The organism is Bacillus cereus (genome assembly GCF_007678085.1).
Lineage (GTDB): Bacteria > Bacillota > Bacilli > Bacillales > Bacillaceae_G > Bacillus_A > Bacillus_A cereus_BE.
In genome coordinates this window covers 401,555-426,353 of record NZ_VEDW01000005.1, presented here as the reverse complement: position 1 = coordinate 426,353, position 24,799 = coordinate 401,555, and the positions used below count along the sequence as shown (strand labels likewise).

Genomic DNA, 24,799 nt, shown 5'->3' with positions numbered 1-24,799 from the left:
AAATTATATTAATAATTACCTCTCACTCTTTTCATCATTTACTACAACAAAAAAGGCGAGCATCGAATTCATCTCGATGCTCGCCTTTTCATTATACTGCTTTTTCTTTATCCGTTACTGCTGACTTATCCCAACACTCTGTGTTCGTTAAACCAGGAATAGAATCCGCACTGAAGACTGGATCTTTTCCTTGTTTCTTTTGCCTTACATAGTCTGCCAAAGCAGCATACGCAAATCGCCCAAGAAGTGTAATCGCAATTAAGTTCGTGATTACCATTAGTCCCATAAATAGATCCGCCATATTCCATACAACTTGAAGCGTCGCAACAGAACCGAATAATACCATTCCAACTACCGCAATACGGTAAATTGTTAACCACGTTTTACTTTGTTTAATGAATTCAATATTCGTTTCACCATAATAGTAGTTTCCTAAAAGAGAACTAAATGCAAATAAGAAAATAATAATTGCTAAGAAGCTACTTGCCCATGGGCCGATTTGTGAGCTTAATGCATTTTGCGTTAATTCAATACCTTCTAAATTTGTTGCTTTATATGCACCAGAACATAGTACGATAAATGCTGTTGATGTACATACTAAGAATGTATCTACTAATACGCCAATTGTTTGAATAAAACCTTGTTTTGCTGGATGTGTTACATCCGCTGTGGCTGCCGCGTTCGGCGCACTACCCATACCTGCTTCGTTCGCAAATAATCCGCGCTGAATACCATATTTCATCGCAGCACCGATACCGCCACCTACAGCTGAATCTAAACCGAATGCACCTTTAAAGATTTCCGTAAACACATCTGGTATTAAATAGAAGTTTTTAATGACAACAAAAATAGCTACCGCAATATAAATAAGCGCCATTGGCGGAACAATCATCTCCGACATACGTGCAATACTTTTCACACCACCAAAAATAATAACCGCAACTAATGCAGCTAATACAATACCAACAATATAACGCTCTAAACCAAATGCATTTTCAAATGCTAATGTTACTGTATTCGCTTGTACTGAGTTAAAAATTAAACCGTAACTAATTGTAATAAGGATAGAGAACCAAATTCCCATCCAACGTTTATTTAAACCTTTTTCCATATAATAAGCAGGACCACCACGGAAGCCACTGCCATCTTTTACTTTATAAATTTGGGCAAGCGTACTTTCTACGAAACTTGAAGAAGCCCCAATAATCGCAATAACCCACATCCAAAATACTGCTCCTGGTCCTCCCATAGATATAGCTAACGCTACACCAGCTAAGTTACCGATACCAATACGAGCTGCTGAACTCATACAAAACGCTTGGAAAGAAGATACACTACCTTTTTTACGCGTCTTTCCAGTTAATCCATCACTCATTAGTCGAACCATTTCCCCTAAATGAGTAATTTGTACGAATTTCAATTTAATAGAAAAATAAAGACCTAAACCAATTAACATTGCAATAAGAATATATGACCAAAGAATTGTATTCGTTGATGAAACAAATTGCTCTAAAATATTCATACAATTAACCCCTCCTTTTCTCCATAAAACGAATTATATTTAAAAAACATTCAAAAATCAACATTTTTCGACAATTTGCAATTTCCAAATATTAGCCCGGCTTGCAGTAACAATATCTTTATGACTGCCCTCTCTCTAACTGCGCATACTAAAACAAACAATAAATTCACAAACAACCCCATTGACAAAAATACCAACCTGTAACTATAATGATTACAACAGGTTGTAACAAACCTAATTACAATACATTCATTCACTTTCAGATATACACTTTAACAAAACATTTTGGAGGGATTTATTATGAAAATCGGAATTATCGGAGCAACTGGTAAAGCAGGAAGTCGTATTTTAAAAGAAGCATTAGATCGCGGACATGAAGTAACTGCAATCGTAAGAAACGCTGCAAAAATTACAGAAGAAAACGTAAAAGTTTTAGAGAAAGATGTATTCTCTCTTACATCTAATGACCTGCAGGCATTTGACGTAGTTGTAAATGCATTCGGCGCTCCAGCAGGCGAAGAACACCTTCACGTAGATGCAGGAAATGTACTAATTGAAGCTATGAAAGGTGCACCTAACACAAAATTACTTGTAGTTGGCGGAGCTGGAAGCTTATTTGTAGACGAAGAGAAAACAACACGTGTATTTGATACACCAGGTTTCCCAAATGAATACCTTGCAACAGCTCAAAACCAAGGAAAAAACTTAGAAATTCTGCAACAAACTAACGATATTACTTGGACATTCATCAGCCCTTCTGCACTATTTGCATTAGGAAAACGTACAGGCTCTTATACAGCCGGCAAAGACAACCTTCTTGTTAACTCAAAAGGTGATAGCTACGTAAGTTACGAAGACTTCGCAGTTGCAGCACTTGATGAAATCGAAAATCCAAAACACGTAAACGAACGCTTCACAGTTGTTTCTGAAGCTGAATAATAAAAAAAGCTCGTAAAACATAATGTTTTACGAGCTTTTTTATTATTGCACTTGCTCTAAACCATTTGGAGTAATCTTGAAGGAAATTTCTTTGAATTTTTTCTTATCTCCTTTTCCAACGAACTCACTGTTTTTATACCAACTTAAACGATCTGATTCTGCATGGTATGCTTTCACCACATCTCCATATTGGAATGAAGTTCCATTTACTTGCTCAGCAAAATTCTTCGAAGTTTCTTGCCCTTCTGCTGTTACATATTTTTTCTCAATCCCATTTTGATCATATAGCGTAATTCCCATGTATAATTCATTTTTAAAGTAGCTATGAATTTGTTCATCTGTATACGTTACATGTAGTTTCTTTTCTTCATGATTAAACGTTACGATTGAAGTAATATCATTGTAAAGACCTTGATAAACAAGACTGTCTCCATACGTTACTTCTAAAGCTACTTCCGTTACTTTCTTATTTCCAAAACGATCTTTCGTTTCTACTTCTACTGTTTGCTTACCAATATTTGTAACATTCGGTTTTCCTACAAAACCTACTACTTCTCCATCATTTACTTCAACAAATTTCTTCGCATCTAACATTTCGCTATTTGTTCCGATTACTACTTTTTGCGGCATAGCTTTTACTTCTTGCAATGCTTCCATTCTTTCAAAACCTTGCTCTGTAACTTTAAAGAATACTTCATGAACGCCATACTCCTTATCCACGAATTCATTCTTTTTGTACACTTTAAATCTATCAAACTCTTTTTGATATACTTTTACTACATCACCATACTCAAAAGTCGTTCCATTAAATTGTTCTGCGAATGCTTTTGTATTTTCAGATGCTTTTACAGATAATGCTTTCTTCTCTTTTCCAGCTTTATCGTATACAGTCATTTCCATATATTTTTCATCTGCAAATGAAGTATGCATTGGACCTTCTGAATTTGTTGTACTAAATTTCTTTTCTTCATGGTTTAATGTCACAATCGATTTAATATTCGTTCCACCATGCCATGTACCAAAGAACATAATGCTATCTCCGTAAATCACTTCTACTGGTACTTCTGTCACTTGCTTATTTCCGAAAATATCTTTCGTTTCTACTTTTACTTTTTGTTCACCTAGTTTTGTTGTAATTGGTTTCTCTACAAATCCAATTACTTCTCCAGCTTTTACTTCAACAAAGTTTTTCGCATCTAATTTTTCAACATCTGTTCCTACTACTACTTGTTGAGGTTTCGCTGTTACCTCTTGCGACATATCCATTTTCTCAAAGCCTTTTTCTGTCACTTTGAAGAATAGTTCTTTTGCCCCTTTTTTCTCGCCTTGACCAGCAAGGTTATTATTTTGATACCATTTCAAACGATCTGGTTCCGCATGAAACACTTTCACAACGTCCCCATATTCAAACTGCAGTCCATTTACTTGCTCTGCAAAGTTCTTTGAAGTTTCTTGCCCTTCTGCTGTTACATGTTTTTTCACTGTTCCATTTTGATCATATAAAGTGATTCCCATATATTGTTCTTTATCGAAATACTCATGAATTTGTTCATTCATATCAGTCGCATGTAATTTCTTCTCTTCATGCTTTAACGTTACAACTGAAGCAATTTCATTGTTGTATCCTACATACGCAATACTATCTCCATAAAGTACTTCTAACGATACTTCCGTCACTTGCTTATTTCCGAAACGATCCTTCGTTTCTACTTTTACCTTTTGTTCACCGATTTTTGTTGTAATTGGTTTTTCTACAAAACCGATTACTTCACCGTCTTTTACTTCAACAAAAGCTTTTGGATCTAGCTTTTCAATGTTGGTTCCGACTACTACTTGCTGTGGTTTCGCCGTTACTTCTTGTAAACTATCTTTTAATTCAAATCCTTGCGGAGTAATCTTGAATAATTTTCCTTTTTTATTTTTAGCTTCCCCTTGATCTGCAAGTTTATTATTTTGGTACCATTTCAGACGGCTTGGTTCTGCGTGGAATACTTTTACTACATCACCATATTCAAAATCCACTCCATTTAGTTCCAGCGCGAATCGTTTTCCAGTTTCTTGTCCTTCTGCTAATACACTTTTCTTTTCAATCCCATTTCGATCATATAGCTTTAAGCCCATATATTCTTCATTTTCAAAACGGTAATGTATTTTATTATTAGTAAAGTTTGCATTTAATTTTTTTTCATTGTGATGAAGCATCACCGTCGACATTACATCATTTGAAAGTCCTTGAAAAATGATACTGTCGCCATAAATCCCATTGACTTGGACAGGAATTAAATTTTTATTTCCTTTCTCATCCTCAATTTCTACTAACACTTCCTGTTTCCCATTCTCTAATTTAGGCCATATAATATTACCTGTTACTTTTACATTCTCACCTAACTTTTGAACAAGCTTACTTGCTTCATTTTCATCAAAATCTGTACCAACTAAAAGATTTCTCATCTCATTAGATGGTTCACCATATGGAACTTCGTATGCTTCAACTTGCTTCTCGCGAATATCATTACTATCTGTAGCTTTCCAAATTTCCTTTTCTAATTTAGGTAAATTTAATGTTTCTATTTTCTCTCTAATATCATCATTTGGCGTTAATCCCCATTCCTCAAAGAAAGGAATTAAATTTTGCCCTGCCACTTTTGATGTCATATAAACAAACATTTGCTTTTTCTCTTCATCAGACGCAGGCATTTCACTCTGTGGTAACAAACGATAAGCTTGATGTAACCTAGGATAGAAATGTTCCCCATACACTACATTTAATTGCCAAAACATCGTAAGGGGATTAATTTCATCAATTACTCTTTCCGCAATAGGTCTTTGTAAATACTCAAATGATTTTTCATAATGTTCTTCCATGTCTAGTTTATTCCCTAATGCTTTTTGTACTGCTAAAGAATAAATGTTGACTGTTACTTCCCCAACAGCATCCCAGTCCCAAGGCCTTTGTTGATGTAAATGTCCAACTTCATGCCATGGTCCCCAGCCATCCTTTTCAAGCACTTCTATATCTAAAACTCTATTCATTGCGCTTGGAATATATCCTGTATGATAATTTGTTGCAAACATAAAGTCATCTTCATCAGGATTCAGTTTTTCAACGAACTGAACGTAATGATTTGGAGATTTCGCGACTCCAATACCGTCCTCAGATAATCCTGCTAATGCATTTTCCAAACGAATAATCTTATCATGTAATTTCATTAACTTTGTTGGATCTGTATCGTTCATATGATCTTGAACAGCACTATAACTCGCAGTAATTAAACTTCTCTCACCTTTTAATTCCACTGCATAAGGATCTTTATATTTCTTCAACATTTCATCAAAATCTTTTTTCGTATGCTTACCTAAAATAAACAAAGGAAAGTGACTTCCACCATTCGTAACAGAAGCCGTTACCTCACCTTCGTCATTCATATTATAAAAATACAAAATACCACCATTTGATGATGAAATAACATTTTTACCAGGTTTTAAATCAAACTTTTCAGGATCCTTTTCATCATATGTTCTTGTTCCTATAAAAGCTTGAATAGACTGCGTTCCTTTTATTTCAATTGTAATCTTTTCATTTGGCGCTGCATAAATTCCAGTCGGTTCGTTAACCGAAAGGTGAAAAGTTACTTTTAAGCGTTCTGTTTCCTTTTCTATATCACCTTTTCCAGGTACATGAAACGTCCTCTGCTCAAACTTATTCTCTTTAACCTCTTCTAATTTTCCACCTTTATTCTCTTCCAAAGGTGCTGCATATCCTTTCGATGCTTCGAAAGCTACTGGCGATAATAATGTAGATATACATATTCCAGCCACTAATACCCTACTCGTCTTTTTCTTCGACATAATCTGTGTCCCCTGTTCCTTTATTTAGAAAAACCTTCCTATATGAATATTCGTTTAATAAGACATCCTATTATTTTTATAAAAACATTTAATGTATAGACTAACACCTCGCGCACCTGTATCAATTACTACCGCATTCCTCTCAATGTATTCGCTTTCTTACATTATAAAAATTTTTATGTAACGTATCCTCCTCACTTTCCTCTACTTGTGATGAGTTCTCTCTACATAAAAAAGAGAATAGTAAAAGATATATTTCAGTATTGTCATCTATACATCTAAAGTTGTGAATAATAATAGAAACTTACATTTTATTCATATATGACCATCTATAGGTAGTTTTTCCAACTGAATTTTACACGCTTTCTACACTGTTTGATAGCCTTTCCAATCAGAATAATGTTACAATTTTGTGAATACAATCTATTAATTGTAACGTTTGAATTTTAATATATTTATATTATTTCCAAATAGAGTTTAAACTGTATAAGCAGTAATTTTATCCCGCATTTAATTTTTCTAATATAATTTTATCATTCATATAAAAAAGCATTGGCACACAGCCAATGCTTTTTCATTATCTCTTTTGATTCGGTTTATGTGGTTCATTTGGAGTATGTGGTTTATTATTATCATGACCATTTGTTGTTTTCCAACTTACCGATAACTCCGGACTTGTTTTTTCCTCACTTCGCTCAAGTAATACGACCGCATTTTGAATTGTTGGTGTACCCTTATGAGCGATGCCTTGTAGCTTCGTTAATTTCCCTATTACTTTAAAGCTAAATCCGCCAGCTGGTGTTTGTTTTGGAATTAAGATGCGGAACTTTTCTCCCACGTTAAATTCCGTTTTTGCTTCGCCTTTTTCATTAACAAACTTCGCGCCAGCTGGTGCACCTGTTGCTTGTACTTTATACGTTCCGCTTTTCGCGTTTGTTTCTACTGTATATAAACCTGTTTCAAAGAAATCATTTTTCAACACTGCTTGTTGTTCTTCTGACGGCACGACACTCATCGTAATTTCTTGTAATTCTTCACTAGCGCTTGCTTTTGCAACGATGTCTTTCGTTACTTTTTCTACATTTTTATTACGGAACTCTAAATCGTTAATATCAATTTGCTTTAACGCATTCCACACCGCAAGCTGCGTTGCGTAATGGGCATCTCTCCAATCAGAAACACCTAATTCTTGTGGACTCTTTTGTGGATATCCATTCAATAGTACACGGTACACATTAATATCCACTTTCCCCATTTCCGGTAAATCTTGACCACTTGGAGATTTCAAATCTACATTTAAGCAAAAGGCAATTTTACCATCTGCTGTTTTAATAAGCTCTGTTCGAATTGGTTTCTTCTTTGACTTACTATAACTCCAATCCATTTCATACTTTGTATGATCCATAACTTCTGCGGATGCCTTTTGAAGTGGAAATAATAAGTTCACAAATACAAATAAAACACTTAAAAAAGCAGCCATTAGCTTGAACGATCGTTTTATCTTCATGTTTACAACCCCTTATGAAATAACAAATTTTCTCCTGTTTATTATTTAGTTAGAAAATTTTTTTATGCATAAGCAAAACAAAAAAGAGTGCAAACTGTTTGCACTCCTTCTCTCTACTATAAGTTTAGAAATCAAAGTTATCAGGGTCTGGACCAACGCGATGATTTTCGTTTAACGCATCGATTTTCTCCATATCTTCTTTCGTTAATTCGAAATTAAATATATCGGCATTCGCAACGATGCGGTGTTCCTTCGTTGACTTCGGAATTGTTACAACTTCATTTTGAAGATCCCAACGTAAAATGATTTGAGCTGTCGTTTTACCATACTTATGAGCAATTTCTTGCAATGTTTCGTTATCTAATAATTGACCTTGCATAAGTGGTGACCATGCTTCCATTTGAATACCTTGCTCTTTACAGAACGCTTGTAATTCTTTTTGCGTTAAACGTGGATGATATTCTACTTGGTTAATCATCGGCTTAATTTCTGCACCTGCTAGTACGTCTTGCAGATGATGAATTTGGAAGTTACTTACGCCAATTGCACGCACGCGTTCCTCTTTATAAAGTGTTTCTAACGCTCTCCACGTATCTTTGTATTTCCCTTCCACAGGCCAATGAACAAGATATAAATCTAAATAATCTAGCTCTAATTTTTTTAAGCTTTCTTCATATGCAGCAAGTGTCGTTTCATATCCTTGATCTGAATTCCACACTTTTGAAGTAATGAATAAATCTTCTCGAGAAATCCCTGCTTCTTTTATACCTTCGCGAATTCCTTCTCCTACCGCTTTCTCATTTCCATAAATCGCTGCTGTATCGATACTGCGGTATCCTGCTTTAATCGCCGATTTCACAGCTTCTACAAGTTCTGGTCCGTCTTCTACTTTAAATACACCTAAACCGAACCAAGGCATTTCTACACCGTTATGCAATGTTGTTGTACTTTGTAAATTTTTCATTATATTTTCTCTCCCTTATTTCACTTGATCTCTTTTTTCTAATGTCATACTCCACGCTGTTAAAATAACAGCCCCTGCTACCATGATGCCGCCTACCCAGGCCGTATGAATTAACCCTAACGAGTTCGTTACAATACCACCCAAGTAAGCACCAAGAGCAATTCCTGCGTTAAATGCTGCAATGTTAATCGCAGATGCTACATCAACAGCACTAGGTACAAATCTCTCAGCCAATATAACGACATACACTTGTAGTCCTGGAACATTCATAAACGCGAATAGTCCCATGAAAATAATTGTGATGAGTCCAGCGACTTTAAACGGTGCTGTAAATGTTAAAACAAATAATACAATTGCTTGAATAAAGAACATGTAAAATAGCGCTCGAATCGGATTATGATTTGATAATTTTCCGCCAACCATATTCCCAATCGCAATTGCAATTCCGTACACTAACAAAATAATTGTAACCGTACTTGCTTTAAATCCTGTTACTTCTTGTAATAGCGGAGATAAATACGTAAATGTTACGAATGTTCCCCCGTACCCTAATGCAGTAATGATAAATACCAGTAATAGTCTTCCATTCGTAATCAGCTTACATTGATCGCGAAATGATACAGACGTACCTTTTTTTAAGTTAGAAGGAATTAGCATACTATTGGCGATTAAGGCAACGATTCCAATTGCCACAATTACCATAAACGATGCTCTCCAGCCAAATTGTTGACCGATAAATGTTCCAATTGGTACGCCTGTAATGGTCGCAACAGTTAAACCAGTAAACATAAATGCAATTGCACTTGCACGTTTATTCTCTGGTACAAGCGCAGCCGCAATTGTGGATCCTATCGACATAAAAACGCCGTGTGCAAACGCAGATACAACCCTCGCCATAAGCAACACAGTAAAACTTGTTGCCACTGCCGCAATTCCATTACCAATAATGAAAATAATCATAATCCACATTAATAACGTCTTTCGCGACATACTAGCTGTTAATGACGTTAATACTGGGGCACCAAATGCTACTCCTAACGCATATAAAGAAACGGTTAAACCCGCTGTTGTAACAGAAACATGTAAATCCTCTGAAATAGATGGTAATAAACCAACACTAATAAATTCGGTTGTACCAATTCCAAACGCACTAATTGCTAATGCTAATAAAGCAAACATACTTCTTCGATTCGTCTGAACCGCCGAAGAAGATACTGTATATGAATTCAATTGAACTCCTCCTTAATACGAGAAATCCAATCATAATAGTATGATAAAAAGGCCTTTTTATCTTCTACAAAAATAATGTTACTGCTCATATATGCTATTATGAATGGCTTCACTCTTTTTTTGAAGAACGCACTTAAAAGTACGATAGGTACCAAAAAGTAACATAGGTACTTTTTAGTACCGTACTACTCATTTCCCTCTTACGTATGCTATTATGGAACATATTCAACATGATAAAAAGTACGTACTTTAAAGTGCTATAGGCACTTTTTAGTAACATTTAAATTATTTAGCTTCTTTTGTTGGAGAACTGAAATCTACATTCACCAAAGGAGATTTTTATATGAAGAAATATAATATTCCCGTTGAAGCGACTTTAGAGGTTATCGGCGGAAAATGGAAAGTCGTTATTCTTTGCCACTTAACGAAAGGTACAAAGAGAACGAGTGAATTAAAACGTCTTATGCCTGGTATTACACAAAAGATGTTAACACAGCAATTACGCGAGTTAGAAGAAGATGGAGTTATTCAAAGAAAGATATACAATCAAGTACCACCGAAAGTAGAGTATTCTCTTACAGACTACGGTTGGTCTTTAGAATCCATTCTTGATTCTCTTTGTACTTGGGGCGAATGCCATCTTGAAAAAAGCGGTAACACATCAATGCTAATTACAGAAGGTGAACAATAAAAAAAGGAAAAAATGAACATAAATTTGTCCATTTTTTCCTTTTTTTATTTATATATACGTACATTTCTAACCTTAACAAAATAATTTATGCGCTTTCACGCCTTGTCAGTACTACGTTATACGCTTAATATCAAATAATTAGGAATCATTTTTATGTTAACATAGGTGCATATAGTATATAATATAGGATATATATTATATACACTTTCCGATAAAGGAACTTTCCATTATGCGGACAAGCCATGTATCGGACAGTTCATAAATAATAGGTAGGACTTTATGGTTTTGGATTTATGATTTCAGCTTACTTGCTGGCATAAATTTAAAGGCATTTTATTGTGCTTTGTGAAACTTTGTATAAAGTTTCGCAAACGTTTACTATCTTACCTATCAAAAATAAGAGTATTGCTATCGTAAAGGAGAATTGGAGATGCCAGAAACTATGACTCAAACAAAGCCAGAACAAGAAACTGTACAAATTTCTGCTAGCCAAGGACAACTTGATGTACTTGATCAGTTGTTAAAACCTGAGGTACAAGAATCATTAACTACACTAGTAGAACAGCTTCCAAAATTAACTGAGCTTGTTAACATTTTAACTAAGTCTTATGACTTCGCTCAAACTGTTGCTACTGATGAAGTATTAAAAAGCGACACTGTTGGTGCAATCACAGAGCTTGTAGAACCTGTAAAAGACACAGTGAAAAGCATGGCTGCTACTGCAATCGAAGCGAAAGATCGTGCTGACGAAAGCAACGAAGTTATCGGCCTGTTCGGTCTATTGAAATTATTAAAAGACCCACAAGCACAAAAAATGTTCCGCTTTGTGAACGCATACCTTCAAATTAGTGCAGAACGTAACAATAAATAATTTAACTTATAACAACAATTAGTAAAGACGGGGGATATCATACTATGTCAAAACAAATTGTCATCTTAGGCGCTGGTTATGGCGGTCTTCTTGCCGCTTTAAACGTACGTAAATATTACAGCAAATCAGAAGCACAAGTTACAGTGATTAACCAATACCCAACACACCAAATCATCACTGAACTACACCGCCTTGCAGCTGGTAACGTTGCTGAGCAAGCAATTGCAATGCCACTTACAAAGCTTTTCAAAGGTAAAGACATCGATCTTAAAATTGCAACAGTTGAGTCATTCTCAGTTGATAGCAAAGAAATCAAACTAGCTGGTGGCACTACTTTATCTTACGATGCACTTGTAGTTGCTTTAGGAAGTAAAACTGCTTACTTCGGTATTCCAGGACTAGAAGAAAACAGCATGGTATTAAAATCTGCTGCTGATGCAAACAAAATCTACAAACACGTTGAAGACCGTATTCGTGAATACGCGAAAACGAAAAACGAAGCTGATGCTACAATCGTAATCGGTGGTGGCGGATTAACTGGCGTTGAGCTAGTTGGTGAGCTTGCTGACATTATGCCTAAACTTGCAAAAAGCCACGGCGTAAATCCTAAAGAAGTTAAACTTCTTCTTGTTGAAGCAGGTCCAAAAATCCTTCCAGTATTACCAGACCACTTAATCGAACGTGCAACTACTAGCCTAGAAGCACGCGGTGTTACATTCTTAACAGGTCTTCCTGTAACAAACGTTGCTGGCAATGAAATCGACTTAAAAGACGGTCAAAAACTTGTTGCTAATACATTCGTTTGGACAGGTGGCGTTCAAGGTAACCCACTAATCGGTGAATCAGGTCTTGAAGTTAACCGTGGTCGTGCAACAGTTGATGCATACCTACAATCTACTTCTCACAAAGACGTATTCGTTGCTGGAGACAGCGCCGTTGTCTTCGCTCCAGACGGACGTCCATACCCACCAACTGCACAAATCGCTTGGCAAATGGGTGAGTTAATTGGATACAACTTATACGCAGCACTAGAAGGCAAAGCATTCGAAGAGTTCGCACCTGTAAACTCTGGAACACTTGCTAGTCTAGGACGTAAAGATGCTGTTGCTACAATTGGAGCAAGCAATACTCCACTTAAAGGCTTACCAGCATCATTAATGAAAGAAGCAAGTAACGTTCGTTACTTATCACACATTAAAGGTCTATTCAGCTTAGCTTACTAATCTGAATATAAGCCCGAATCATGCCCTGCATGGTTCGGGCTATTTTTGTCCGTAATTTCCTCTAACTTATTTATTCGGCGGATAAAGAATATAACCCTTTTAATTATCTAAATTTACTGATTACTTTATGTCTAAATTGTGTATATGAAAGGATGGAAGTATTCTTTCTACCCCCATCCTTTCACACAAACTATTCTCCTAACTTCACTAAGCTGTAATTCTTCTTCCCTTTACGAATAATAATAAAACGTCCATCAAATGAATTCTCTACAGTAACATCCGTACCCACATCTGTTACTTTTTCGCCATTCATCGAAATAGCTCCGTTATTAATATCTTCACGTGCTTGTCGTCTAGATGATTCAATCCCTAAATCAACTAGCCATTCTACGATGTTTTTCGTCTCTTTTGAAGACTGGAACGTTGGCATCTCTTTAAAGCCTTGCTCAATTTCATCGGCTGTTAGCGATCTAATATCTCCGCTAAATAACGCCGCTGTAATTTTCACAGCTTGCAGGAATGCTTCTTCTCCATGAACGAATTTCGTCATTTCTTCCGCTAATACTTTTTGCGCTTCACGTTTATGAGGTTCTGTTTCTACCTTCACTACCAATTCATCAATGCGCTCTTTCGTTAAGAACGTAAAGTATTTCAAGTATTTAACAACATCACGATCATCTGTATTCACCCAGAACTGGTAAAATTCAAACGGTGTTGTTTTTTCAGGATCAAGCCAAACCGCACCACCTGCTGATTTACCAAACTTCGTACCGTCTGATTTCAATAATAACGGAATTGTTAGTCCGAACACTCTCGCTTCGTGCCCTTCTAACTTACGAATTAAATCTAAACCACTCGTAATATTTCCCCATTGGTCACTACCACCAATTTGCAGTTGCACATCTTCTTTCGTGTATAAATGATGGAAGTCCATCGCTTGCAAAATTTGGTACGTAAATTCTGTGAAAGAAATTCCTGTATCTAAACGACTTGCTACTATGTCCTTTGCTAACATGCTATTAATGCTAAAGTTCTTCCCGTAATCACGTAAAAACTCAATAATGTTTATTTCATGTGTCCAGTCGTAGTTATTTACCATCTTCACTTCGCTATTTCCGCCAAAATCAAATAGCTTTTTCATTTGCGCTGTTAACGCATCCACATTATGCTGAACGACTTCTAACGTTTGAAGTTGACGTTCTGATTGACGTCCGCTCGGATCACCAATTGTTCCTGTTGCCCCGCCAATTAAAATAACTGGATGATGGCCAGCTAACTGGAATCTCTTCATCATCATAAACGGAATCAAATGTCCAATATGCATACTATCACCAGTCGGATCCACTCCGCAGTATAGCGAAATCTTTTTCTCTTCTACTAGCTTACGTAAACCTTCTTCGTCCGTCTGTTGATTAATGGCACCGCGCCATTCTAATTCATCAATAATATTCATCTTTTGTCATCCCCTCTATTTTTTTGAAAACAAAAAGTCCCTATGTCTATGACATAGGGACGATTATTCACCGTGTTACCACCCAGTTTGTATAAATAGCATAGCTACTCATACCACTCTTAGCAATAATATCGATTGCCAATCCGCTTAGCATTACCTAAGATACTCCAGAGTGTAATTCGCAAGTTTGTTTGTGCTAGGTTCCAGCAACCCCTAGCTCTCTCATTAACAGTGACAAACTGCTACTGGGCTCTTTCAACGTATATTATTTGTTAAATTATTAGCCATTATATTGAATTGAAAACAAATTGTCAAGAATACCCAAATGTTATTTTAAAATAATTCACATTTTCATACGTATTTCGTTACTCTTTATCTTCTCCAATAATCCTTACTTCTCGCTCTAACTTCACGCCAAATTTCTCTTCAACAGTCTTTTGTACGAAGTGAATTAAATCAATGTAATCTTGTGCTGTTCCGTTATCTACATTCACCATAAATCCAGCGTGTTTTAGAGAAACTTCCACTCCGCCAATTCGTTTACCTTGTAGTCCTGATTCTTGAATTAATTTACCAGCAAAGTTATTTGGTGGGCGCTTAAATACGCTACCACATGAAGGATATTCTAGAGGCTGTTTTGATTCACGTTTGAACGTTAAATCATCCATTTTTGCTTTAATTTCTTCACGTACACCTTGTTCAAGTTCAAATCTCGCTTCAAGAATAATGTAATGGTTGTTCGCAAATACACTCTTACGATATCCAAATTCAAATGCTTCTTTCGTCAAAGTACGTAGCTCTCCATCACCTGTCATTACAACAGCTTCTGTTAATACAAACGATACTTCACCGCCGTAAGCACCAGCATTCATATATAATGCTCCGCCAACTGAACCTGGAATACCACAAGCAAACTCAAGACCCGTTAAATTATGATCTAATGCAATACGTGATACATCAATAATTGCTGCACCGCACTGTGCTACAATTGTCGTTCCTGTTACAGTCACACCTGTAATGTGAATTAAACTTACTGTAATCCCGCGAATTCCACCATCTTTAATAATGACATTCGATCCATTTCCTAAAAACGTAACTGGAATATTATATTTGTTAGCATATTTAATAACTTCTTGAATTTCATCATAATTCGTCGGTGCAACGAACACATCTGCTTTTCCACCAACTTTAATATGCGTATGATTCTTTAACATTTCATCTTGTTTCACATGACCTTCAGGCAATACCGTACTTAAATATTCATAAACCTCTTGCATATTCATTTTACGATTCCTCTATTTCTATATTCTTTTTATCCCGTTATACGGGCCCATAATATCCCCACATACATGAACGAACCTAAAGTGGTGGATACAGTGTACCCAAAATCAATTCGAGACACCTATAAACCTCTTAATTTATAAGAGGTGCCACTCATATTAAAATATATATTGCCTAATAAAGCAACCCAAATGAGCTACTAAACTTGACATGTCATCAGAAAGACAACAATTTGTAAAATATATTACTTTTTCAAAACACTATCCTTCAGTATCTTACTATATCATACGAAAATAAAGTGGTATTTTTTTGTAATCTTTACTTTATTTTCATTACTAAAAAAGGATGCTTTTACCTATGTAAAAGCATCCTTTTCATCACTTATTATAAATTACTTTTCGTTCTCTTCTTTTTCTTTATCAAACCATAATAGTTCGTCATCATCAACTTCACCGTTATAGTTGATTAAAATTTCTTCTCCCGCTTTTATATCCTTATAAGCGAAAAAGTTAAACGTATGATTCTCGAAGACAATTTCATACGTTGCATTCGGATTATATGCATGATTAAATAACATACCGTATCCTAACAGGAATGCCGTATGATTTACCCCATACTCAAATGCGTAGTCAGCAAGTAACGTTTTCTCAATGTGTTCATGCTGTTCATTCGGATAAGAGATAACTGGTGCTGAGTGAATCAACTCACCCTTTTTAATATCACGAGTTGCAAATACACCTCTATTAAATTCTCCATCACTAAGTTCAGAAGTCTTAACTTCAATCATATGCGTCACCTATATAATTCTTTCTTTGAAGTATTTTATCCCGCTATTTGCGAGGTTCAACTAATAATCAGTAGGTATTAGTCTCACTTTATCTCCTTAAGCTTGGCAGAAAACGCGCAGAAAAGCAATTAAATTCCTATCAAGTATTCGTTTAAATGAAAAAAGAGCACACATGGTGTACCCTTTTAAAACTAGATATTACTTTTCTAAAATATCTTCTAGCAACTTCACTTGCTTGCTAACAGTATGTAACGTCTTCACTGATGTATCATTTCGATGTTTTTCTTCTTCCACACTTGCTAATACTTCTTCCGTAGCCGCAGAAGTTTGCTGAATTACATTAGAAGCATGTGTAACATCCTTTACGATATTCGTCGTTTTAACCTGGAAATTTTCTTGATGACCAACAATCTCTCTCATTACATCATTAATTGTATCAATAAACTTCCCTAAATCTGTTACATTTGTTAAAACACTCGCTAGCATTTCGTTACATTCTTCTTGTACTCTTTCTGATTTTTCTACCTGCACTTCCACCTTACTTGCTTGATTACTAAACTCCTTCAAAATACCTTGAATTCTCCCCGCAGAACGATTCGATTCTTCCGCAAGCTTTAATACTTCATTCGCTACAATAGCAAATCCTTTTCCATGCTCGCCTGCTCTTGCCGCTTCAATATTTGCATTTAAAGCTAGCAAACTCGTCTGACTAGAAATATTCGTTATCACATCTACAATTTCATTAATTTGCTTCGATTGCATCATTAAATCTCTAAATATAATTCCTGATTGTGAAACAACATCATTTAAACTTCTCATATTCGCTTCAAAATTCCGCAAAGTATGTACACTACCCTTTGAAATTTCTAAACTTTCATCAACACGAATCGATGCATTTCTTACTTGAGAAATAATTTGTTCAATATTTCCTTCCATATCATTCAATACTTCTACTGAACGATACATCATCTCTGATTGTGATTGGGTACCAACTGCCACTTCTTCAAAAGCGAAATTAATTTCACTCATCGACTCCATCGATGTATTCATATTTTGTCTTAAATGATTGAAATTACTATCTAACTTTACAACCGTTTCCTCAATAAGTCTTTGCGTTTCTTCTAGCTCCTGAGCTTTCCTCATTACTTCTTGCTTCTCATCACTTAAACGAGCTAGCAAATTAGAGCCAATCTTCGTTACGCCCCACATTGCGATTGTTACGATCGCTAACAAGCTTGCGAAATTTGCAGCTTCAGATGCAGCTGTATACGCAAAAAATTGCTCCGGCCAATAGCTACAAAGAATAAATGTAATAACAACCGCCACTCCGCCGAGAATGATAACGAGACGTTCACTTAAATAAATAAGTGAAACCGCTAATGTAAAGTAGACCATTTGAAATACAGCCGGGCTTTCATTAAAAGCTTGTACCATAATGAAAGACATAATAAGCAGCATAAATGTCATAATATATTTATACATCGCTTCCATGCTTGCTATAAAAGTAAGCAGCGTTCCAAATACAACAACTGAAATACCGCAAACCCAAAACGCTATTGCTCTTTCTGTAAAAATATATCCGTAATACCCAATCGCGATTATTCCAAGGAAGAAACTACAAATCGTGATAAACAGCAATAAATGATTTTTCTGTGATTCTTTCTCAAGGTTAGAAAAACAAGTTTTCTTTAACCACTCCATATATAAAGTCCCACCTTCTGCACTTAATTACTTCAGCTTAAATACCGCACTCACTGGGTTATGATCACTATTTTCAAACTTTAAATCTTTCCCTTGTACATTTACAATCTCCACATTCGGTGAAACGATAAAGCCATCAATAATCGTGACGAAGTTTTCACCTTCTACATACTTCTTCACATCATCTCTCACCGTCATAACAGATGGGTCTACAGCCCACTTAAAGCCACCATCAGTAAAGTCCTTCGGTAACTCTACTAACCACTCAGGACGCTCTTTCACAAACTTCGGATCACTTAATTGAACGTTAGAAAGCAATTGATTCCAATCTCCACCCATTATTACATAATCACCATTTTTATAATGCTTGTTCATATATTCTTTTAAATACTCTACTTGCTGTTTTCTAATTTTCCCGCCTTCATCATAAGCAGACAAATGTAAATTTACGAGTCTTACAAACTTTCCATTATTAACAGGTATTTTATGTTCAACAATGGCTCGATCTAAATCAAACAAACGCTTTGGCCAAGGCTCCATTCCGGGAAGCTGGAACCTCTCCGCTGTTTGGACTTTATATTTAGAAAACGTACTTAATCCAGCCTCCGCATATCCCATTGGACTTGTTATTGGTACAGGGACCCATTTTGTATCATAGTTCTTTCCGAACGACAAAGCATAATCAGGTAATCCCTTCTTCAAAAATTCATGCCCATTTACATCAAAAGATCGCAGTGACTTTATATCAACTTCTTGTAGTAACGCAAAATCACTATTCTCATTTTGTAAAAACGAAAGCATATTCTTTAAGTTCGTTTCCGTTTGCTCTTTACTACTTGAACCTGATCCCTTTCCGCCATCCATAAAGAAATCTTGATCCTTATCTAATCCAGCATATCCAATATTGAATGTTGTAACCTTAAACTCCTTGTCAGGCGCTAATACGCGCTCCTGATTATTTTCCACCTTCAAGCTTATAACATCAGCCGGCTGTTCTTTTGTAATTGTCATATACGCTAAAAAACCACCTAAAATGCAAGCTCCTATCAAAATACATATAAGTACTATTTTTAATAATTTCTTCAAATAAACGCCCCTTTTCTAAAACACACAGTTTAATTTTCTTTATTTTCAGTTAACTGAAACTGAATGACAGACATAAGAAATATTTTATCACATCGAAAACCCTATATCACTATATTTAGTTTATTAGTAATTATTCTTACTCTCAAATTAGCAAAAATACAAAATGCCCCGACTCCTTCACTGGAAATTCAACAAAATGTTTAGTACACTATATGTAATAATCATAGGCGATGGAGTTCGCCATAACTGCTGCTTAGCTAATGACTCCTACCAGTATAACTACTGGTAGGAGTCTATTTTTTTGAGCAAGCTATTTAAAGAGGTGAAGGAATTGATTTATATTATCGTTGGCATAGCCGGTATATTAGGAGCCCTCTCTCGCTATTATTTAGGTCTTATTATTCATACTTCATGGCATCATTCATTTCCATTAGCTACATTACTTATTAACTTAGCCGGGTGTTTCTTATTAGCGTGGCTAACTACGTATATCGCTCGGAGAAATATCTTACCTTCAGAAATTATCACAGGCATTGGAACTGGATTCATCGGTTCCTTTACGACGTTTTCGACATTCAGTGTAGAAACTGTGCAATTAATCAATCATTCTGAATGGAGTACGGCTTTCTTATATGTATCATGCAGCATACTTGGTGGCCTCATTATGTCTGCTCTTGGCTATACAATAGGTGATTTCTTAATTAAGAAACATCTTACGGAAGGTGATCCCTTATGATAGAAGCTTTATTAGTAGCAATAGGTGGGTTTTTCGGTGCTATTACACGATTTGCAATTAGCAATTGGTTTAAAAAAAGAAAGAAAACTTCCTTTCCAATTGCTACATTTCTCATTAACATAACAGGGGCGTTTTTACTCGGATATATAATTGGCAACGGAATCAATACAGGTTGGCAATTATTATTAGGTACTGGATTTATGGGTGCCTTCACGACATTTTCGACGTTTAAATTAGAATCTGTTCAACTTCTCACTCTTAAAAAATTTAGCACACTCCTTTTATACGTAAGCACTACTTACATAATCGGTATCCTCTTCGCATTCCTTGGAATGAAGCTAGGCGGAATATAAAGAAAGAAAGCGACTCTGATCAGTCGCTTTCTTTCATAAGAAATATGTCCCGCCATATGGGATGGAAAATAAACCTGCTGGATGCACATCATAATGTACAACTTGCATCGGAGGCTGTGAGTACGACATATACTGCCCTTGCATCATTTGTGCAAAATATGCTTGCTGCTGCATTTGAATCACTTGATTCACAGCATGAATTGTCCCCTGTGCTCCTGCCAAAGTAATAGCTGCTCCCACTTGTCTACCACTATAAAAATAATGATTCATCATGATTCAGCTCACTTATTATTTTTCTTCCATATTATATGTTTCTATTTCATAGTAGGTGTTTTAGCTCATAAAATTCCATTTGCCGTAAGCTAATAACCTATCAGGCTGGCCCCACAGACTAAAGTTCTATTTTGTCTATTACTGTTTTTTCAACTTCGAAGTAATAACTCCAAATAGTAATACACCCATACCACTCAAGAACAATACATAACTTATTGGTACTAGGAAAAAGAAAGGTTCTATAAGCAAACCATTATCCGCTACGTTACTAGTTGCCCCGTGCATTAATAAACAAGTAACTCCTAACGATAGCAGTACGATAGCTAATAAAAATTTATTTTTCATAATATATTCTCCTTTAACTTCATAATTCATTTATTTGTATTCCTTTTTACTACCATCATAATAAATTCAGAAAAACTATAAGTCAATAACTTTTTATCGTTTTTCGATAAATGATTATTGATTTGTAATTAAAATAAAAGGTTTATGAAGCACCTTAAATCACCTCACAAACCTTTTTAATCATGAATATTTACACTTCAAACCTCTTACTTACTACAACATAAATCGCACACAACAATACGAACATCCCAGCATAAATTAACAAAATTTCTACACTAAACATATCAGCCAATGGGCCAAATATTATCATTCCTAAAGGAAGCGCGCATGAATTAGCGATTTGTACAAGACTAAACATCCGCCCATGCATAGAAGGTTCTACTTTTTCCTGCAATAACACGGTAACTGGTGTATTGAAGCACGGCATTGTTATACCAATTAAAAAATTAAATACTAAATACACAATAAATACCGGAGCAATCCCTAGTCCAATCATAAGCAGTCCATACAACGCACAAGCTATCGCCGTTGTATGCATACGATTACGGAAACCACCCCACGCCGCAATCAATACGCCACCAACTGCTGCGCCGGCACTAAAAGTCATCTCGCTAGCAGTAAGTCTCCACATTTCTGCACCGAAAGAACGAGTTACCATTAAAGGTGTTAAAAAGGCAGCTGGACTTATTAAAATCATGACAATAATTAATAAAACGAGTAGCCTTTTAATCAATACATTTTCTTTTAAATAAGCAAAGCCTTCTTTTATGCCTTGTAGATTAGATTTTTGCTTACTCTCTGCATTCACATGTCTCTCCACTTGAATGATAAACATAATACTAATTCCAATCATAGCCGTAATAACATCAATAAAAAATGTCGTTTCAATGCTAGCAATAGAAAGAATTGCAGCACTTGCTGCTGGCGAAAGAAACATAATTAAAGATGTAATACTGCTATTCATCCCATTTACTTTCATAAGATGATCTTTCGGAACGATTTGTGGGATTAACGCATTCACAGCTGGCGTTTGTACCCCTGTCCCAGCTGAACGAATAAGGAGTACTATAAAAAGTAACCAAATACTTTTATATCCAGTTAAAAATAAAACTGCTAAAACTAACGTAGCAATTGCTATAACCCCGTCCGATAACATAATCATCTTTTTACGGTCATAACGATCAATCCAAACACCCGCAAATAAAGAAATCGCAATTTGTGGTAAGAAACCGCAAACGGTCGAAATGGTCAACATTAACCCTGACGATGTCGTTAAGGTGATATACCATATAATCGCGTACTGTACGAGAGATGAACCGAACAACGAAATCGTTTGAGCGGTCAAAAATAATATAATTTTCGTTTTCCAATTATTTTCACTCATATGTTTCACACCCCCTTAACTAATCCTGTCTCTATATTAAAAATACTATCTGCCCAATCAAGATAAAAACTCGCTTCGTGAGATACAAGTATAACGCTCCCCTTAAACTGTATTAACGCCTTTCGCAAAGCTTCCTTTGCTTCTGCATCTAGATGATTTATCGGTTCATCTAAGATTAAGAAATTACAAGGTGATAATAATAATCCGCATAATTTAACCTTTGATTGTTCACCACCACTCAACGTACGTATTTCTTGGGAAACATGGGTATCCTTCACACCACATGCAGCTAAATGATGACGTATTTCTTTCATATTCAGTTTAGGAAACTGTTCTGAAATAATTTGAAGCGGTGTTAAAGAATCATTATTCCAATTTAAATCTTGCTCATAATATCCAATCTTTATTTGCTCTGAGAAGTGAAATTCTCCAGAAATGCTAGCAATATTTCCAAAGATTGTTTTTAATAAAGTAGATTTCCCCACTCCATTGAACCCTGTAATCACAAGTTTTTGCCCACCCATTACTGAAAAATTCACTTTTGGTAAGAGAGCAAAATCGTAACCTACTTCAAGGTTATTTACTTCCAGAACTGTCTGAACTAAAATGGGAAGTTCCTGAAAATGAATAGACGGTTTATGAGTAAAACTTGGTGGTGCAATTCTTTCCATACGTTGCAACTGCTTTCTACGCCCTTGTGCTATTTTTGAATTTACCCCAGCAATATTTCTACGAATATACTCTTCCGTTTTTTCAATTTTCTTTTGCTGTGCATAATATTGGCGCATATAATCTTTTCGCAAATGCTCCTTTTGTCTTACAAAATCTGAGTATTTGCCGTAATACTTCTTCACCGTTCCAAACTCTACATCACATATGCAAGAAGTCACTTTTTCTAGAAAATCAAAATCATGTGATACGACAATAAACGCCCCTTCAAAATTCACTAAATAATTAGCAAGCCATTCAACATGCTCTTTATCAAGAAAGTTTGTCGGTTCATCTAGTAATAAAATAGTAGGCTCTTCTAATAAAAGCTTTGCTAAAATTACCTTTGTCCGTTGCCCTCCGCTTAATTCCCCAATAACACGATCCATCCCAATAGCATCAATACCTAAACCCGCTGCCACCTTATTTATTACGCTGTCTACTGAATAAAAATCACGAGCTTCAAGCTGCTCTTGTATTTCAGCTGCTTTCAATAGTTGCTTCTCATCTCCAGTCATCGCACTTTCTTCATATAACTTATTCATTCTCTTTTCCATTTCAAACAAATCATAAAAGGCTCGCTTTACATATTGCGAAATGGTGTAGCTCCCATCAATTTCTGCATATTGATCAAGATGTCCAATTTGAATATTAGGTTGCCACTTAATGCTCCCCTTATCGGAAATAATTTCCCCCACCAATATTTTCATTAACGTACTTTTTCCTGCACCATTCTGTCCAACAATCCCCATATGTTCCCCTTTATGCAAATCAAAAGAAGCATTTTCGTATAATACTTTATCTATAAAACTATGTGATAAACTTTCAACTTTAAGTAAACTCATTTTTATTCCTCTTTTCCTGAAATTAAAAAAAGCAGAGAGATAGCGTCATTCGACACTAGCCCTCTGCTTCGTGATTTTTCCCATACTACTCCAATTTACAGTAAAAGCTCATTGGAATAATATACACAAAGGACCATAGACAAAGCATTGTCTATGGCCCCTTAATCTATTTTATACATCAGCTGAAAAACCATAACGAAATAAGCATAGGCAAACTATACTTTTTCGAAAAGTTATTCAGCCGATGAATATAGGGATTTATACCCCTTGATTAAGCTCCGTACAACGCTTCACCGTATACATTTGTGCGGAGCAAAGTTTTCTAATGAGTTTTACAAATTTTATATAAAGCATGTTCTGCACCTTCCTTACTACTTAAAAGGGATTTTAGCACACGGTTTTATGAAGCGTCAACATTACTTCCAAATTATTCAACTACTTATTTTTAAAATATTCCTTTTGGAACATACACATTCTTATCGCATTATGATAGTTACCATCAACGAAAAACTCGTCTAAAAGCTCGCCTTCCACTATAAATCCAACCTTTTTATACACATGGACTGCTTTCTCATTTTCTTTATCCACAACTAAATAAATCTTATGCATATTTAATACAGAAAAAGCGTAATCCATCGCTAAACGCGTCGCCTCTGCTGCGTAGCCATGCCCTTGATAATTAGGATCAATAATAATTTGGAATTCTGTTCTACGGTGAATATAATCGATTTCCACTAACTCGACCAATCCAACCATCTCATTATCTTTCTCAACGATAAATCGGCGTTCACTTTGATCATGTATATGTTTATCGTATAAATCCTGCAGCTCCACAAATGCCTCATATGGCTCTTCAAACCAATACGACATAATATGTGCATTATTATTTAGTTCGTGTACAAACTTTAAATCTTCTCGCTCTAATGGACGCAATTTCAATTCCTGACTCATTTCTATAACCTCCAAGTAAAAGAAACCTCTTCACTTAATTTCTCAATTTTTTTCAATTTCAAACGCCCTATTTACATTGTAAACTTTCAAGCAACTTGAA

21 protein-coding genes, 1 riboswitch and 1 other annotated feature are annotated in these 24,799 nt (G+C 35.6%); of the genes, 6 read left to right on the top strand and 15 right to left on the bottom strand.

From position 1 onward, the window contains the following. Positions 1-91: 91 nt before the first annotated feature. Positions 92-1,522, bottom strand: coding sequence for an alanine/glycine:cation symporter family protein (locus FS742_RS22510; RefSeq protein ID WP_144615188.1), 1,431 nt, complete (start codon positions 1,520-1,522; stop codon positions 92-94). Positions 1,523-1,822: 300 nt separating this feature from the next. Between FS742_RS22510 and FS742_RS22505 the strand changes: the two genes are divergently transcribed. Beyond that, on the top strand, positions 1,823-2,461 hold the full coding sequence (locus FS742_RS22505) for an NAD(P)-dependent oxidoreductase (protein WP_016085635.1): 639 nt from the start codon (positions 1,823-1,825) through the stop codon (positions 2,459-2,461). 42 nt (positions 2,462-2,503) lie between these two features. Here the strand turns inward: FS742_RS22505 and FS742_RS22500 are convergent, their stop codons facing one another. From FS742_RS22500 to FS742_RS22485, 4 genes are all read right to left on the bottom strand, one after another. Next, the gene (locus tag FS742_RS22500; protein ID WP_144615186.1) at positions 2,504-6,310 is read right to left on the bottom strand and encodes a putative mucin/carbohydrate-binding domain-containing protein; all 3,807 of its coding nucleotides are present in this window, start codon (positions 6,308-6,310) and stop codon (positions 2,504-2,506) included. 577 nt (positions 6,311-6,887) lie between these two features. After that, positions 6,888-7,817 (bottom strand): thioester domain-containing protein, encoded by a 930-nt coding sequence (locus tag FS742_RS22495; protein ID WP_144615184.1) that lies wholly within the window; start codon positions 7,815-7,817, stop codon positions 6,888-6,890. Between the two features lie 124 nt (positions 7,818-7,941). Continuing rightward, on the bottom strand, positions 7,942-8,781 hold the full coding sequence (locus tag FS742_RS22490; protein ID WP_144615183.1) for an aldo/keto reductase: 840 nt from the start codon (positions 8,779-8,781) through the stop codon (positions 7,942-7,944). Between the two features lie 15 nt (positions 8,782-8,796). Continuing rightward, positions 8,797-9,960 carry an MFS transporter gene (locus FS742_RS22485; protein WP_186327207.1) on the bottom strand — a complete coding sequence of 388 codons (1,164 nt, stop codon included), beginning with the start codon at positions 9,958-9,960 and terminating at the stop codon, positions 8,797-8,799. 394 nt (positions 9,961-10,354) lie between these two features. Between FS742_RS22485 and FS742_RS22480 the strand changes: the two genes are divergently transcribed. The 3 genes from FS742_RS22480 (at position 10,355) to FS742_RS22470 (ending at position 12,796) form a co-directional block, all read left to right on the top strand. After that, a complete protein-coding gene (locus FS742_RS22480; RefSeq protein ID WP_076541693.1) occupies positions 10,355-10,702 on the top strand; it encodes a winged helix-turn-helix transcriptional regulator in 348 nt (115 codons plus the stop codon). A gap of 430 nt (positions 10,703-11,132) precedes the next feature. Next, positions 11,133-11,573, top strand: a complete 441-nt coding sequence (locus tag FS742_RS22475; RefSeq protein WP_001115309.1) for a DUF1641 domain-containing protein — start codon at positions 11,133-11,135, stop codon at positions 11,571-11,573. A gap of 44 nt (positions 11,574-11,617) precedes the next feature. Continuing rightward, entirely contained in the window at positions 11,618-12,796 is a 1,179-nt protein-coding gene (locus tag FS742_RS22470) for an NAD(P)/FAD-dependent oxidoreductase (protein WP_000043194.1), read from the top strand. A gap of 190 nt (positions 12,797-12,986) precedes the next feature. On the opposite strand, the gene tyrS is transcribed toward FS742_RS22470, so the two are convergent. The 5 genes from tyrS to FS742_RS22445 all read right to left on the bottom strand — a co-directional run bounded on the left by tyrS (position 12,987) and on the right by FS742_RS22445 (position 19,104). Further along, entirely contained in the window at positions 12,987-14,249 is a 1,263-nt protein-coding gene (tyrS, locus tag FS742_RS22465) for a tyrosine--tRNA ligase (RefSeq protein WP_144615179.1), read from the bottom strand. Positions 14,250-14,301: 52 nt separating this feature from the next. Then, positions 14,302-14,517 (bottom strand) — a binding site (T-box leader). A gap of 97 nt (positions 14,518-14,614) precedes the next feature. After that, a complete protein-coding gene (gene murB, locus FS742_RS22460) occupies positions 14,615-15,532 on the bottom strand; it encodes a UDP-N-acetylmuramate dehydrogenase (protein ID WP_144615178.1) in 918 nt (305 codons plus the stop codon). Positions 15,533-15,921: 389 nt separating this feature from the next. Then, positions 15,922-16,317, bottom strand: a complete 396-nt coding sequence (locus FS742_RS22455) for an SET domain-containing protein (RefSeq protein ID WP_000573651.1) — start codon at positions 16,315-16,317, stop codon at positions 15,922-15,924. Between the two features lie 198 nt (positions 16,318-16,515). Then, complete coding sequence (locus FS742_RS22450) at positions 16,516-18,018, bottom strand: DUF4077 domain-containing protein (protein WP_144615176.1); 1,503 nt, start codon at positions 18,016-18,018, stop codon at positions 16,516-16,518. 27 nt (positions 18,019-18,045) lie between these two features. Then, positions 18,046-19,104 (bottom strand): endonuclease/exonuclease/phosphatase family protein, encoded by a 1,059-nt coding sequence (locus FS742_RS22445; RefSeq protein WP_144615174.1) that lies wholly within the window; start codon positions 19,102-19,104, stop codon positions 18,046-18,048. Between the two features lie 217 nt (positions 19,105-19,321). After that, positions 19,322-19,381: riboswitch (Fluoride riboswitch) on the top strand. Positions 19,382-19,435: 54 nt separating this feature from the next. Here FS742_RS22445 and crcB (FS742_RS22440) point away from each other — a divergent pair. Further along, on the top strand, positions 19,436-19,840 hold the full coding sequence (gene crcB / locus FS742_RS22440) for a fluoride efflux transporter CrcB (protein WP_186327206.1): 405 nt from the start codon (positions 19,436-19,438) through the stop codon (positions 19,838-19,840). After that, on the top strand, positions 19,837-20,193 hold the full coding sequence (gene crcB, locus FS742_RS22435) for a fluoride efflux transporter CrcB (RefSeq protein WP_144615171.1): 357 nt from the start codon (positions 19,837-19,839) through the stop codon (positions 20,191-20,193). The genes crcB (FS742_RS22440) and crcB (FS742_RS22435) overlap by 4 nt, the downstream gene beginning before the upstream one ends. A gap of 33 nt (positions 20,194-20,226) precedes the next feature. Here crcB (FS742_RS22435) and FS742_RS22430 read toward each other — a convergent pair whose 3' ends face one another. The 5 genes from FS742_RS22430 to speG all read right to left on the bottom strand — a co-directional run bounded on the left by FS742_RS22430 (position 20,227) and on the right by speG (position 24,699). Beyond that, entirely contained in the window at positions 20,227-20,466 is a 240-nt protein-coding gene (locus FS742_RS22430; RefSeq protein ID WP_144615169.1) for a DUF3947 family protein, read from the bottom strand. A 138-nt stretch (positions 20,467-20,604) separates the two neighbouring features. Beyond that, a complete protein-coding gene (locus FS742_RS22425; protein WP_144615167.1) occupies positions 20,605-20,811 on the bottom strand; it encodes a DUF3955 domain-containing protein in 207 nt (68 codons plus the stop codon). Between the two features lie 190 nt (positions 20,812-21,001). Beyond that, positions 21,002-22,195 (bottom strand): MFS transporter, encoded by a 1,194-nt coding sequence (locus FS742_RS22420; RefSeq protein WP_144615166.1) that lies wholly within the window; start codon positions 22,193-22,195, stop codon positions 21,002-21,004. A 5-nt stretch (positions 22,196-22,200) separates the two neighbouring features. Further along, positions 22,201-23,748, bottom strand: a complete 1,548-nt coding sequence (locus FS742_RS22415) for an ABC-F family ATP-binding cassette domain-containing protein (RefSeq protein WP_144615164.1) — start codon at positions 23,746-23,748, stop codon at positions 22,201-22,203. Positions 23,749-24,183: 435 nt separating this feature from the next. After that, the gene (speG, locus tag FS742_RS22410; RefSeq protein WP_000076820.1) at positions 24,184-24,699 is read right to left on the bottom strand and encodes a spermidine N1-acetyltransferase; all 516 of its coding nucleotides are present in this window, start codon (positions 24,697-24,699) and stop codon (positions 24,184-24,186) included. Positions 24,700-24,799: the final 100 nt, after the last annotated feature.